The sequence below is a fragment of the Sphaerisporangium sp. NPDC051011 genome, from assembly GCF_040653595.1.
Taxonomy (GTDB): domain Bacteria; phylum Actinomycetota; class Actinomycetes; order Streptosporangiales; family Streptosporangiaceae; genus Sphaerisporangium.
Genome location: NZ_JBFAGG010000015.1, coordinates 176,431 through 190,116 on the forward strand (window position 1 = coordinate 176,431; position 13,686 = coordinate 190,116).

Genomic DNA, 13,686 nt, shown 5'->3' on the forward strand with positions numbered 1-13,686 from the left:
GGTGGTCCGGTGCCGATCCGTCACCGCCCGCCGGCGAGGCGGATTCCGGACATGGCCCGCCGGGGTGGTGACGGGAGCGAGTCCTCGGGCTGGATGCGGCCATTCCGCGGGAGGAACGTTCGCCTAACACTCACCTCGTGACGCGCTCCGCCATGGCTGAAATCCGTTGCCCACCATGGAGGTACAGCCCGGCGCGGACCGAGGAGAAGCGTGATGGATGACGGGCCGGAGTTGACGTTGCCGGAAGAACTCCTGTTGCTGTGCGCGAGTCCGTCCACCGGAGTGCTGGAGCGGCCGAGGTACTTCACGCGCGTGCTCGCCGGGGGCGTGCTGGCCGAGCTTGAGCTACACGGGGCGATCACCGTCGGAGGTGGCTGTATCGACGAGGTCACACCGGTCGAGCTCCTCGATCCGATCATGGAGCGGGCGCTGGCCAGGATCGTGCTCGACGTCCGGCTCGGCAGGCCCGGGGCGCGGCAGACGCGGCTGGTGGGACTGCCGACGGACTATGACGGCGTGCCCGGGCAGGCGCCGACGACCGGCTGGGGGCGGAGGGTCGCCCGGGCGCGGGTCGTGATGCGAGCCGCGGGCGCCGGGACCCAGCCGCCGCGGGAACTGCGCAGCTGGATGGGATACGCCGAGTTCCATGACCTGGACCGGCGGTACGCCGAGGCCCTGGAGAGGCGGGGCATGCTGGTCGCGGACCGGCGCCGCGCTCTCGGGATCGTGCCCGTCACCAGATGGACCGTGAGCTCGTACGACCCGCTGCGGCGGGTGGCCGACCGGATCGACCTCGAACTCCGGCCGCACCTCTACGGCCGCCCGCCCGTGCCCCCGAGCCTTCGCACCGTGCACCTGATGGCCCTCGCCGGCGTCGCGGGCCTCGTGGGACACCTTTATCCCCTGCGGGACCACCCCGACCTGCGCCGGTACATCGAGCGCCTCACCGCCGGCCACGCACTCGCCCATGCCGCCTACGAGCTCATCAAGTCCGACGAGGAACGAGACTCGTGAGATCCGCGGAGGCCCCCGATCGCCGGCGCCGGCGAGAAAGGCGCCCGGCGGTCGCAACGCTCCGGATCGTTGTGGCGGCGGGACGCGCGACGCACCGCGATCACGGGCGACCGCGCGTGATCGGATCCGGCGCGGGGCGCGGCCATGGGTAGCGGGTATCCGGTCCGTGGCCGCGCATTCATGCCGAGTTCGCCGCTCGGCCAAGTGATCCACGCACGATCGGACCTGATCGATTCGCCGTGACTCACCTCCGAGCCGGCGGTCCCCCGATTCGCGTTCCCTCCGGCACACCGGCGGCCCGTGCCGTTCTCACGGCGCACGCCGCGACCGGGCCCCTCCTCGATCCGACTCTGAACAAGGAGTTCTCGTGAAGCGTGTCCGTTTACGGAAGGGAGGGGCTCTGCGGGCGCTGACCTTGACCGCCGTCCTCTCCACCTCCCTGTGGGTGTCCCCGTCGGCGCCGGCCCGTGCCGCGGGGGCGGACGGCCCCGCGGCCGTGCCGAGCCCACCGCTTCCCGTGGCGACCCTGGCGGGCTTTTCGGGCGCCTACCGTGACTCCGCGGATTACCCCGGCAACTTCCGCCCGGCCGCGATCAGCGCCGATGGCGACACGATCGCGTACACCTATACGCCGTTCACGACGTTCCAGAGCCAGAGCGTCATCGTGAACCGGAAGACGGGAACGTCCGTCACGCTCCCGGCGGACGGCGTTCAACTCAGCGAAGACGGCCGCAAGGCGGTCTATGTGACCACATGCGGCAACTCGTGCGCCAAGTTGTACGTGAGGGATCTGACCACGGGTGCCGACACCCGGCTGGACGTGCCCGACGACCGGCAGGAGAACTCGGTGTACGAGGTCTCCTATGACGGCGTGCGCACCGTCGTCTACCGGTCGCGGTCCGCCCAGGTGCCGGGAGCGGGCCTCTACCAGTGGTATGTACGCGACCTGGTGACCGGAGACGTCCGGACGCTGAGAGATCCGCGCGCTCCCGAGACGGTCACCACGTGGTACGGCCACGGCTCGGCGGTAAGCCCCGGAGGACGGTTCATCGCGATCAGCTGGCTGGACGCGGCGTACAAGGCGTGGGTGTCGGTCTACGACCAGGTGACCGGGCAGTACACCCTCGTGACCAAGGTCTACAACGGGGCGCCCAGCACGCTGACCCCGCTCGGCGGCATCAGCAACAGCGGCAAGATCGCGTTCATCACCGAAGAGCCGCTGGTGCCGGAGGACACCGACACCTTCCCCGACGCCTACGTTCGGGATCTTGTGACCGGAACGGTCACCCTGGCCAGCGGCACCATCGACGCAGCCGCCACCACCGCCACCATCAGCGCGAACGGCCAGTACGTCCTCCACACGCAATGGTCCGGCGAGGGTCTGGCCTACGTCTTCTGGAACCTGGCGACGGGCGCGCGGCGGATCCTGACCGGCATGGACGGCAAGGCGTCGTCCCTCGGGGCGCACATCGGCGGCCCCGTGCTGTCCCGCACCGGCCGCTACCTCGTGACATCGGCCATGACCGAGGCGGGCCGCGTCGGTGTCGCCCTCCGCGACCAGGCGCAGGACTGCGCGGGTGACTTCGTCACCGGGTCCGCCACCGGTCCCGGTGCGCTCTACGGCTCGCCGTTCGACGACGTGCTGTACGGATCCCCCGGCCCGGACACCATCTACGGGTTCGACGGCGACGACGTGATCTGCGGGCTGGACGGCGACGACGTCATCGACGGTGGTCGCGGCGACGACGCCCTCTACGGCGGGGCGGGTGATGACCGGATCGAGGGCAACGAGGGCGACGACGTGGTCGAGGGCGGTGTGGGTGCCGACAGCATGAACGGCGGCACCGGTACCGACGCGCTGCTGTACCGCTACGCCACCTCCGGGGTGGACGTGGCCCTCTACCGGGTGACCCCCAACGGCATGCCGGGCGAGGGCGACCAGGTCTTCAACGACTTCGAGCAGATCTACGGCTCGGCCCACAACGACACGATCAGCGGCCGTGACGGCGACGAGACCCTGGTCGGCCTGGGCGGTGACGACCTGCTGCTCGGCCAGGGAGGCAACGACATGCTCTGGGGCGGCGACGGCAAGGACATCCTGGTCGGGATGGCGGGGGACGACTACCTCAACGGCGGATTCGGCACGGACTCCTGCGCCGGCGGCACCGGGACGAACACCTTCGCCGACTGCACCAATACCTCGAACATCCCCTGAGCCCGGCGTCCCGTCACACCCGCGAACCGGCGTCCGCCCGCCTGCCCACCGGGCCGGAGGAAGCGGACGCCGCGCTAGCCGAGAATGCGGGCGGCGCCGAACCCGGCGGCAAGCGTCGTCCCGGCGGCGAAGCGCTGGGGGCCGAAGGCCGCCAGCCGGGGGTCGGTGGCCTCGCCGAGGACCAGCCGCGCCACGTGCTCGCCCCAGGCGGGGGCCAGTTTGAACCCGTGGCCGCTGGTGCCGGCGTCGACGAAGATCCGCTCGCCGACCCGGCCGGTCACCGGCTGCCAGTCCGGGCTGACGTCGTACAGCGACGCCCATCCGCCGGTCACGGCCGCCCGCCGCCGGGCCGGGCTCCGGCGGGCGACCGCGCGGGCGAGCCGGGCGAGCTCGGACTCGCGCGGGGCCGCCAGGAAGTCGTCCGGATCGGCCTGGGAGGCGGGGACGACGCCGCCGACCAGGAACTGCGTGCGCGGCTGCGGCGTGGAGTAGTGACCGCCGGCGACGTCGATGAGCACGTGGGGCACGATCTCGGCGGTGTCGGCGAGGTCGTGTTCGAGCACCGCGACGACGTGCCGCTCCACGGTCAGGGGCAGGTCGATCCCGAGCGGGCGCAGCAGCGCCGCGGTCCACGGGCCGGCCGCGACGAGCAGGTGGCCCACCGCGACCTCGCGGCCGTCCGCCGTGGTGACGACCACCTGGCCGGGCCCCTCGGCGATCCGCGCGACCCGGTGACGGGTGAGCAGGTCCGCGCCGTGCCGCCGCGCGGCCTCGGCCAGCCCGAGGGTCGTGGCGAACGGGTCGGCGAACCCCGCGCCCGGCTCCCAGACGGCGACGGCCACGCCGCCGAGGTCGAGCCCCGGCAGCCGCTCCGGCAGATCGGCCGCCGGGACCACCTCGCTCGGGACGCCCGCCTCGGCCAGGCGGGCGGCGGTCCGGCCGGCGGCGGCCACGTCGTCCGGGCCGTGCAGGTAGAACGCTCCGGTGCGGCGGAAGCCGGACTGGCCGCCGCCCGTGCGCTCCTCGAAGGCGTCCAGGAAGGCGATGCCGTCGCGGGCCGTCTCGACGAGGAACGGGTCGGTGTAGTAGGCGCGGCAGATGCCGCCGGAGCGCCCGGTGGGGCCGGCGGCGGGGGTCAGCCGCTCGAAGACGGCGACCCGGACGCCGCGCCGCGCCAGGTGGTAGGCGGCGGCGACGCCGTGGACGCCCGCTCCGACGATGCCGACGTCGTACGTCGCGTGTGCCGCCGTCATGCGCTCACATCCCTTCATTACCCAGTCAAAAGGTAGGAATAATCGGATTTCTCTGTCAACCTCCGCACGCCGCGCGGCGGCCAGGCCGCAGACAGGTCCATCACCATGATCGGCGCGGTGGCCGACTGGACCGAGCCGCCCGCGGACTGCGACGCCCACCTTGGTGGCCGCGCCCGGGGCGCCGAGGACGACCGGCGCCGTGCGGCCCGAGGCGTCCGGCCGGGTGGTGCCCTCGGGGAGCGCGCCGCCGGGGCCGATCCGCCCGGACGTGACGCCCGGCCGCGCGTCCCGGGCCATATTTAGAACTAATCAGGTAGGAATTGCATAACTTGTGATCGCGGGGCTATGGTCGAGAAAGGCCGGCCCGGCGACCCGGACGGCCGGCGGAACCGGGGGGCGCGAGCGGTCGAGCGGCCCGGGGCACCCCGGGAACACGCGCCCGTCGCCGCCGACCCTCCGAGCCCGGAACGGGAGACCGCATGAAGTTCCTCGCCATCACCCTGATCGTCCACGGCCCCCACCCCCTGACCGGCGAGACCAAGCCGACCACGGCGCGACTGCGCGAGGTGGTCGACAACGCCGTCCTGGCCGAGGAGCTCGGCTTCGACGGCTTCGGGGTGGGCGAACGCCACGAGCGCCCGTTCATCTCCTCCTCTCCGCCCGTGGTGCTCAGCCACATCGCCGCGCGCACGTCCGCGATCCGGCTGTTCACCGCGGTCACGACGCTGAGCCTGCTGGACCCGGTGCGCGCCTTCGAGGACTACTCCACGCTGGACCACCTGTCGGGCGGGCGGCTGGAGCTCATCATCGGCAAGGGCAACGGCGCCGCCCAGGCCAAGTTGTTCCACGTGACGGCCGAGGACCAGTGGGACCGCAACCGGGAGGGCTACGAGCTGTTCCGCCGGCTCTGGCGCGAGGACAAGGTGACCTGGTCGGGCCGGTTCCGCCCCGAGCTGCGCGAGGCCGAGGCCCTGCCGCGCCCGCTCCAGCGGCCGATCCGCGTGTGGCACGGCAGCGCCACCAGCAAGGACTCGGTCGATCTGGCCGCGAGGTACGGCGACCCGCTGTTCTCGGCGAACGTCACCAACCCGATCGAGCCGTACGCCGAGCTGATCGAGTACTACCGCGAGCGCTGGGCCCACTACGGGCACGACCCGGCGGACGCCCTCGTCGGCGCGGGCTCGGCGGGCTACTACGCCGCGAGGACCTCCCAGGAGGCGATCGAGACCTACCGGCCGATCTACGACGCGCGCATGGCGCTGTTCAGGAAGGCCGGCGTGGAACCGGTGTTCCCGACGCTCGAGGACGCGATCGAGCGCAGCTCGATCCTGGTGGGCAGCCCGCAGCAGATCATCGACAAGGTCCATCGCTACCACGCCCGGTTCGGCCACGAGGTCATGCACATCGCCGCCGACGCCGACGGCCTCACCGACAAGCAGCACCGGGCGGCGCTGGAGCTGTTCCAGAGCGAGATCGCCCCGGTGCTCCGCCGGGAGATCCCGAGCAGGCCCTTCCCCGGCGAGACCCCCGCGACCTGAACCGGCGCCCGGCCTGGCACAGAAAGGTAGACGAAGGCACCCATGGCACCCCAACGGACCCCGCTGTCCATCCTCGACCTGGCGCCGATCCGCTCCGGCGGCACCGTGGGCGAGGCGTTGCGCGACACCATCGACCTCGCCCGGCACGCCGAGGAGTTCGGTTACCACCGCTACTGGCTCGCCGAGCACCACTTCGCCGCCGGGGTGGCGAGCTCGGCCCCGGCCGTGCTGATCGCGCTGGTCGCGGCGGCCACCAGCCGCATCCGCGTCGGGTCGGGCGCCGTGCAGCTCGGCCACCAGTCCCCGGCGACCGTGGTGGAGCAGTTCGGCACGATCGACGCGCTCTACCCGGGCCGGATCGACCTCGGCCTCGGCCGGTCGGGGCAGAAGCGCACCGAGGTCCTCAGGGACGCCCCCGAGCCCACGCCCCCGCAGCCGCCCGCGAGCCGCGGCGAGGCCGGCCCGAACGGGAAGGGCCCGAACGGGAAGGGCCCGGACGGCAAGGGCGGCCACATCGTCGACGGCCTGCTCATCCCCCCGCCCTTCTCGTTCGCCCCCCTGATCAGGTCGCCGCGCTTCGCGCTGTACGCCTCGCTGCTCCAGCAGCCGGGCGCGCAGACCCCGGACTTCGCCGAGCAGGTCGACGACATCCTCGCCTTCCTGGCGGGCACCTACGTGTCGCCCGACGGCATCGACGCGCACGCCGTCCCGGGCGAGGGCGCCGACCTGGCGGTGTGGGTGCTCGGCAGCAGCGGCGGCCAGAGCGCCCAGGTCGCCGGGGAGCGCGGCCTGCCCTTCGCGGCCAACTACCACGTCAGCCCGGCGAGCGTCCTGGAGGCGGTGGACGCCTACCGGGCCGCGTTCAAGCCGTCGGCCACACTCGCCGCGCCGCACGTCCTGGTGTCGGCCGACGCGCTGGTGGCCGAGGACGACGCCACGGCCCGCGAGGTGGCCTCGCCGTTCGGCCACTGGGTGCGCTCGATCCGCACAGGCGAGGGCGCGATGCGCTACCCCTCGCCGCGGGAGGCTGCGGCCGACCCGCTGGGCGAGGAGGACCTGCGGCTGGTGGCCGACCGCCTGGACACCCGGTTCGTCGGCACCCCGGAGGACGTCGTGGAGCGGCTCCGCGTGCTCAGGGACGTGACCGCCGCCGACGAGCTGCTCGTCACGGCGACGGCCTACGAGCACGCCGACCGCGTGCGCTCCTACCGGCTGCTCGCGGAGGCGTGGAACCGGCCGTAGGCGACGACCCGCCCCCACCGGAGAACCAGGTGCGCCGCCGGGCGGCGGGGCTCGGCGCCGCGTGAGCGTCCCGTCGTCCCGCCGGAGCCCGTCGGCCGCGTAGACCAGGCATCATGTCTACAGCACCCGACGACCGAGGAGCGGCACGTGACCAAGCGTCCCCTTGTACTTCTGGACGTGGACGGGGTGCTGAACCCGGCCCGGCGCCACTCGCTGTTCCTCCGGCGGCACGAGTGCGTCCTGGACGGCCGCTCGTACCGCATTCTGCTGAACGCCCGGCACGGCGCCAAGCTGGCGAGGCTCGCCGGCGACACCGGCGCCGAGCTGGCCTGGGCCACCACCTGGGAGCAGCACGCCAACGCCGAGATCGCCCCGCGGCTCGGCCTGCCTCCCCTGCCGGTCATCGCGGTCAACAGCGACCCCGGGTCGCGCGCGGGCGAGCACTTCAAGACCCGTCACGTCGCGGAGTACGTCGCCGGACGCCCGTTCGTCTGGTTCGACGACAGCCTCGGCGTCGCCGACTGGCACTACCTCAAGGACCACCCAGGCGTGGACGAGTTCCTGCTCGTCGACGTCGACCCGGGCACGGGCCTGACCGACGCGCACCTGGCCCGCGCCCGCGAGTGGCTGTCGGGCAGAGACGCCACGGCCGTTGATCGTTAACCGGTCCGCCACCCCGGGTACAGGTGCGGCCGTTAGCGTGCCCCGCGAAACGAGAGAGTGGGGTGTGCCCGGACATGAAGAAGATGCTGACGGTGCTGACGACGGCGCTCACGGCGGGAGCGGCGTTCGCCGTACTCGCGCCGCAGAACGCGACCGCCGGAGACCGTGACCGCCACGACGACCGCGTTCCGCTCGTCATCGGCCACCGCGGCGCCAGCGCGATCCGCCCTGAGCACACGCTGTTGTCGTACGAGGCCGCGATCAAGCTCGGGGCCGACTACATCGAGCCCGACCTGGTCTCGACGAAGGACCACGTGCTGGTGGCCCGGCACGAGAACGAGATCGGCGGCACCACCGACGTCGAGAACCACCCCGAGTTCGCCTCGCGCAAGACGACCAAGACGATCGACGGCGTGGCCGTGACCGGCTGGTTCACCGAGGACTTCACGCTGACCGAGCTGCGCACGCTGCGCGCGAAGGAGCGCATCCCCGACCTGCGGCCGGACAACACCGCGTTCAACGGCCTGGCGCAGATCCCGACCTTCGACGAGGTGATCGAGCTCGCGCAGAAGAAGGGCGTGGGCGTCTACCCGGAGACCAAGCACCCGACCTACTTCGACTCGATCGGCCTGTCGCTGGAGGAGCCGCTGCTGGCCGCGCTCAAGCGCCACAACTGGGACGGCTCGCGCGCGCCGGTCTTCATCCAGTCGTTCGAGACCACGAACCTCAAGCAGCTGCGCCCGCTGACCCGCCTGCCGCTGATCCAGCTCGTCAACGGCACGGGCGCCCCGTACGACCTGGTGGTGGCGGGTGACAAGCGCACCTACGCCGACCTGGTCACCCCCGACGGCCTGCGCGACGTCGCCCGGTACGCCGACGGCGTGGGCGTGGCGACCTCGTGGATCGTCCCCGTCGGCCCCGACGGCAAGCTGCTGCAGCCGACCTCGGTGATCAAGGACGCCCACCGCCGCGGCCTGAAGGTGCACACCTGGACGATCCGCCCCGAGAACTCGCAGCTCCCGGTCGACTACCGCCTCGGCAACCCGGCGAGCCCGGCCTACCCGCGCGCCACCGGCGACGTCATGGGCTGGCTGGAGCGGCTGTTCGGCCTCGGCGTGGACGGCGTGTTCTCCGACGACCCGGGCATCGCCCGCGCCACGCGCGACCGCCTGTTCTCCTGACGGAGGGCGACCCGTCCCCCTCGGGAAAAGGGGACGGCCGCCGGCGGACCCGCTCCGCCGGCGGCCGTTCGCGGTTCCAGAGAGGACGACCTGGAGTCCTCGCCGGAACCGCGGGGAGAGACGATCAGCTGACGTTGGCGCAGATCACGTAGACGCTGATGCCGACGTCGTTGTACTTGTTCTGGCGGCCGAGGCCGATCCAGCCGGCGCCGTCGTCGGTCGGGAAGCTGCCGACGAGGATCGCGTCGTTGCCCTGGGCCTCGGCGCCGCCGCCGACGGCGTGCTTGCCGGAGGGGCACCGCACGACGCGGCGCTGGAAGTTGGGGACGTTGGCGTTGGGGAGCTTGACGATCTGGTATCCGGTGAAGTCGGCGGCCCGCTGAGCGGCCGGCGCCGGGACGGGGGCCGCGTCCGACGCCGGGGCGGCGGCGATCGTGGCGAGTCCCGCGCAGCAGGCGGCGGCCACGCCGAGCATCCAGACCTTCTTCGCGCGCATTGATTCTCCTTCGATGGTTCCCCGCCCCGTCCCGCACGGCCGTCGAGGGGTGACGCCCTCGCGTGCTCCCGGGCGGCCGGGGGCTGGGGATCTTCGGTTCGTCACCGGAAGTATCCATACGACTACATAGTGTGTCCATCGCCTCGCGCGCCGCCCGGCCCTCGCAGGCGCGGCGCCCACTTCGGTCGGCGCGAGCTCTTGACGCGGCGAGTCCCCGTGCGACCTGCGCCTTCCTCCCGGCGCCCGCCGCGCGACCCCGTCCGCGCGCCCGCGCCGCCGCTCCCCCGTGCGGCCACAAGAGGACAGGACGAGACCCCGGCGAGCGCCCCTTACATCCGCTTTATACGGCATGATCCGCATATCGGGGAGATCGTGGGCTTTTGAGCCGATCATCCCCTTTGGGCTTCATGGGGGGGAATGCCGGGTACGAGATGCTTAGCCAGCGGCCCGGCACCGGCGCACCCGGAAGGGCCGCCCTCTCGTCCTTCACGTCCTCGACGGCCTTCGCGGACCCTCCGACGCCCCGCCCGCCCTCTTCGCCGCCCGCCTGCCGCGACAAGGAGGTCTCCACGGCTCTGCCGACCGTACACGCCTCGTCCTAGGAGGTCTCATGATCGGTACAGAGAACTGCGACGCGCGGGTCCGCGGTCCGGCGGACGTGGAGAGGTTCGCGCGGCGATGCTTCCGCGGCTCCCCCGACCCCAGCGGCCCGGCCGACCCGCCGGATCCCCCGGCCTCCCCCTCCCACGGCTCCTCCCCCTCTCACGGCTCCTCCGGCTCCTCCGGCGACAGGGTCGGGGTCGAGCTCGAGTTCCTCGTCTTCGACCGCGCCGAACCCTCCCGGCAGGTCACCGTGGCCCGGATCGTCGACGCCCTCCCCCCGCTGACGCGCGGCAGCGCCCTGACCTTCGAACCCGGCGGCCAGCTCGAACTGTCCGGCCCCGCCGCCCCGCTGGCACGGGCCGTCCGCGACATGACCGCCGACCTGGAGACCGCCCGCCGCGCCCTGGCCGACGACGGCCTGCTGCTGGCCGGGATCGGCCTGGACCCGATCCGCCCGCCCCTGCGCCAGCTCCGGCAGCCCCGCTACGAGGCGATGGCCGATCTTCTCGGCGTGCCCTACGGGCCGATGATGATGTGCCTGTCGGCGTCCATCCAGGTCAACGTGGACTTCGGGGACCGGCCGCACGTCCGCTGGCACCGGGCCAACGCGCTCGGCCCGGTGCTCAACGCCGCCTTCGCCAACTCCCCGCTGTCCGGCGGGCGGCCGTGCGGATGGATGTCGGGACGCCAGGCCGTATGGCTCCACCTCGACTCCACGCGCACCCGCCCGGTGACGGGCGACGGCGACCCGGCGGCGGCCTGGGCGCGCTACCTCGTGGACGCCCGCCTGATGCTCCTGCGCGAGAAGGGCACCCGCCGCCCGCCCACGCCGAGCCGGGCGACGTTCGGCGACTGGATGCGCTCCCCGCACCTCGGCGGGCACCCGCCCACGCTGCGCGACCTCACCTACCACGCGACCACGGTGTTCCCCCCGGTGCGGCCCCGGGGATGGCTGGAGATCCGCTACCTCGACGCGCTGCCGGTGCGGTGGTGGCCGGTGTGCGTGGCCGTTACCTGCGCGCTGCTGCTGGACGACCGCGCCGCCGACGCCGCCCTGGCCGCCGCCGGGCCGCTCGCCGACCGCTGGTGGCACGCCGCGCACGTGGGCCTCGGCGACGAGCGGGTGCGGCGGGCGGCCGACGCGTGCTTCCGCGCCGCCGCCGGGGCGCTCCCCCGGCTCGGCGCCGAACCGTGGCTGGTCACGGACGTGGAGTCCTACGCCGACCGTCACGTGACGCCCGGGCGCTCCCCCGCCGTGGACGCGCTGACGCGCTCGCGCGGGCCGGGCGCGGGGCCGCTCGCCTGGCTGAGCGAGGAGGTCGCGGCATGAGCGCCGTGTTCCAAAGCATGTTCCAGAGCACGTTCCCGAAAGTCCAGGAGGTGGAGGCGTTCAAGGAGCGGATCGCCGCCGAGCTGGAGGATGGGCGCCGCCGGTCGCTCGCCTACACCGACATCGACGACGACCTGCTGGTGCGCCAGCACTCGGCCCTGATGTCGCCGCTGGTGTGGGATCTGGCCCACGTCGGCAACTACGAGGAGCTGTGGGTGCTGCGCGCGCTCGCCGGGGCCGACCCGACCCGCCCGGAGATCGACCCGCTGTACGACGCCTTCGCCCACCCGCGCAAGGACCGCCAGAACCTGCCGCTGCTCGGCCCCGCCGAGGCCCGCACCTACATCGCCGGGGTCCGGGGCCGCGTCCTGGACGTCCTGGAGGGGCTGGGCGAGGCGGACCTGTGCGGCGCCGACCCGCTGCGCGCCGGCGGGTTCGTGTTCGGGCTGGTCCTGCAGCACGAGGACCAGCACGACGAGACGATGCTCGCCACGCTGCAGCTCTGCGGGCGTCCCGGGCTCGTGCGCGACGGCGGCCTGCCCCCCGGACGGCCCGGCGGCCCCGAGGAGGTGTTCGTCCCGGCCGGTCCGTTCCGCGCCGGAAGCGGCGCGAACGCCTGGGCCTACGACAACGAACTGCCCGCCCACGACGTCGACCTCCCGGCGTTCTGGATCGACCGCCACCCGGTGACCGCCGGGGCGTACGCGGCGTTCGTGGACGACGGCGGGTACGCCGAGCCGCGGTGGTGGAGCCCGCGCGGATGGCGCTGGCGCGCCGAGCAGGGCGTCACGGCCCCACTGTTCTGGCGGCGCGAGGGGGACGCCTGGTGGCGCACCCGCTTCGGGCGGGACGAGCCGGTGCCCGCGGAGGAGCCCGTGCAGCACGTCAGCTGGTACGAGGCCGACGCCTACGCGCGCTGGGCCGGCAAGAGGCTGCCCACCGAGTTCGAGTGGGAGAAGGCGTGCGGCTGGGATCCGGCCGCCGGGCGGGCCCGCTCCTACCCGTGGGGGGACGCCGCGCCCGGGCCGGAGCACGCCAACCTCGGGCACCGTGCCTCCCGTCCCGCGCCGGTGGGCGCGTTCCCGGCGGGCGCGTCCCGCTACGGGGCCGAGCAGATGATCGGGGACGTGTGGGAGTGGACCGGCTCGTGGTTCCTGCCCTATCCCGGCTTCCGCGGCTTTCCCTACCGCGAGTACAGCGAGGTGTTCTTCGGGCGCGCCTACCGGGTGCTGCGCGGCGGCTCCTGGGCCACGCACGCCCGCGCCGTGCGCACCGGCTTCCGCAACTGGGACCTGCCGAACCGGCGGCAGATCTTCGCGGGCTTCCGCTGCGCGCGGCCGGCGCCGGGAGAGCCGGCGGAGGGGGCGTAGGTGTGCCGCCACGCGGCGTGGCTCGGCGCCCCCCGCCCGCTCACCTCCCTCCTCCAGGAGCCGTCGCACGGCCTGTTCCGGCAGTCCCACGCGCCGCGCATGCAGCGGTGCGGGGTCGTGAACGCCGACGGCTTCGGGATGGGCTGGTACGACGCGGGGCGCGAGGAGCCGGTGCGCTACCGCCGTTCCATCCCGATCTGGGCGGACGCGAACCTGCCGGGACTGGCCGCCGCCGCCCGTTCGGCCTGTCTGGTGGCCGCGGTGCGCTCGGCGAGCCCCGGCATGCCTGTCGAGGAGTCGGCGACCGCGCCGTTCGCCGAGGGGCGCTGGCTGCTCAGCCACAACGGGCGGGTGGCCCGCGAGGCGGTGCGTCCGCTGACCGGCGGGCGCACCCCGGAGAGCCCCTGCGACTCGGCGTGGCTGGCGGCGGCGGTGTTCGCGCGGCTCGGCGCGGGCGCCACGCTCGGCGGCGCGGTGTCGGAGGTCGTGGGGCTGGCCGGGCTGAGCGACCCCGCCGCCCGGCTGAACCTGCTGGTCACCGACGGCGACATGATCGCCGCGACCGCCTGGAACGAGACCCTGTTCCTCCACCTCGGCGAGGGGGCGCTCCTCGCCAGCGAGCCGCTGGACGACCGGCCGGGCTGGGACGCCGTGCCCGACCGGCACATCGTCCTCGCCACACCCGACGGCGTGTGCGTCCAGCCGGTGTGACCCCGCCGGGGAGGGCTCACGCCGCGCGCCGCCGCCCGTCCACCCGTCACCTCAGGAGGTTCGCGTGTCC

Annotated in this window: 12 protein-coding genes; 10 read left to right on the plus strand and 2 right to left on the minus strand. The window is 73.5% G+C overall.

The window, feature by feature from the left end; genetic code table 11:
- The first annotated feature begins 213 nt into the window (after positions 1 to 213).
- Both AB0H21_RS30790 and AB0H21_RS30795 read left to right on the plus strand, forming a co-directional pair.
- Positions 214 to 1,014, plus strand: a complete 801-nt coding sequence (locus AB0H21_RS30790) for a GPP34 family phosphoprotein (RefSeq protein ID WP_358523555.1) — start codon at positions 214 to 216, stop codon at positions 1,012 to 1,014.
- Between the two features lie 367 nt (positions 1,015 to 1,381).
- A complete protein-coding gene (locus AB0H21_RS30795) occupies positions 1,382 to 3,229 on the plus strand; it encodes a calcium-binding protein (protein ID WP_358523558.1) in 1,848 nt (615 codons plus the stop codon).
- Positions 3,230 to 3,303: 74 nt separating this feature from the next.
- Here AB0H21_RS30795 and AB0H21_RS30800 read toward each other — a convergent pair whose 3' ends face one another.
- On the minus strand, positions 3,304 to 4,482 hold the full coding sequence (locus AB0H21_RS30800; RefSeq protein WP_358523561.1) for an FAD-dependent oxidoreductase: 1,179 nt from the start codon (positions 4,480 to 4,482) through the stop codon (positions 3,304 to 3,306).
- A gap of 105 nt (positions 4,483 to 4,587) precedes the next feature.
- On the opposite strand from AB0H21_RS30800, the gene AB0H21_RS30805 reads away from it, so the two are divergent.
- The 5 genes from AB0H21_RS30805 to AB0H21_RS30825 all read left to right on the plus strand — a co-directional run bounded on the left by AB0H21_RS30805 (position 4,588) and on the right by AB0H21_RS30825 (position 9,106).
- Positions 4,588 to 4,785 (plus strand): hypothetical protein, encoded by a 198-nt coding sequence (locus AB0H21_RS30805; protein ID WP_358523563.1) that lies wholly within the window; start codon positions 4,588 to 4,590, stop codon positions 4,783 to 4,785.
- Positions 4,786 to 4,961: 176 nt separating this feature from the next.
- Complete coding sequence (locus AB0H21_RS30810; RefSeq protein ID WP_358523566.1) at positions 4,962 to 6,020, plus strand: LLM class flavin-dependent oxidoreductase; 1,059 nt, start codon at positions 4,962 to 4,964, stop codon at positions 6,018 to 6,020.
- 42 nt (positions 6,021 to 6,062) lie between these two features.
- Positions 6,063 to 7,262, plus strand: a complete 1,200-nt coding sequence (locus AB0H21_RS30815; RefSeq protein ID WP_358523567.1) for an MsnO8 family LLM class oxidoreductase — start codon at positions 6,063 to 6,065, stop codon at positions 7,260 to 7,262.
- A 147-nt stretch (positions 7,263 to 7,409) separates the two neighbouring features.
- Complete coding sequence (locus AB0H21_RS30820) at positions 7,410 to 7,925, plus strand: HAD domain-containing protein (RefSeq protein ID WP_358523569.1); 516 nt, start codon at positions 7,410 to 7,412, stop codon at positions 7,923 to 7,925.
- Between the two features lie 74 nt (positions 7,926 to 7,999).
- Positions 8,000 to 9,106 carry a glycerophosphodiester phosphodiesterase gene (locus AB0H21_RS30825; protein ID WP_358523571.1) on the plus strand — a complete coding sequence of 369 codons (1,107 nt, stop codon included), beginning with the start codon at positions 8,000 to 8,002 and terminating at the stop codon, positions 9,104 to 9,106.
- A 124-nt stretch (positions 9,107 to 9,230) separates the two neighbouring features.
- Here the strand turns inward: AB0H21_RS30825 and AB0H21_RS30830 are convergent, their stop codons facing one another.
- Positions 9,231 to 9,602: a hypothetical protein gene (locus AB0H21_RS30830; protein WP_358523573.1), complete on the minus strand. Its 372-nt coding sequence runs from the start codon at positions 9,600 to 9,602 to the stop codon at positions 9,231 to 9,233.
- Positions 9,603 to 10,212: 610 nt separating this feature from the next.
- On the opposite strand from AB0H21_RS30830, the gene AB0H21_RS30835 reads away from it, so the two are divergent.
- From AB0H21_RS30835 to egtC, 3 genes are read left to right on the plus strand one after another with little or no spacing between them, the layout of a single operon-like run.
- A complete protein-coding gene (locus AB0H21_RS30835; RefSeq protein WP_358523575.1) occupies positions 10,213 to 11,535 on the plus strand; it encodes a glutamate-cysteine ligase family protein in 1,323 nt (440 codons plus the stop codon).
- 17 nt (positions 11,536 to 11,552) lie between these two features.
- A complete protein-coding gene (gene egtB / locus AB0H21_RS30840) occupies positions 11,553 to 12,905 on the plus strand; it encodes an ergothioneine biosynthesis protein EgtB (RefSeq protein ID WP_358523693.1) in 1,353 nt (450 codons plus the stop codon).
- Complete coding sequence (gene egtC / locus AB0H21_RS30845; RefSeq protein ID WP_358523577.1) at positions 12,906 to 13,616, plus strand: ergothioneine biosynthesis protein EgtC; 711 nt, start codon at positions 12,906 to 12,908, stop codon at positions 13,614 to 13,616. It abuts the gene before it with no gap.
- The last annotated feature ends 70 nt before the right edge of the window (positions 13,617 to 13,686 follow it).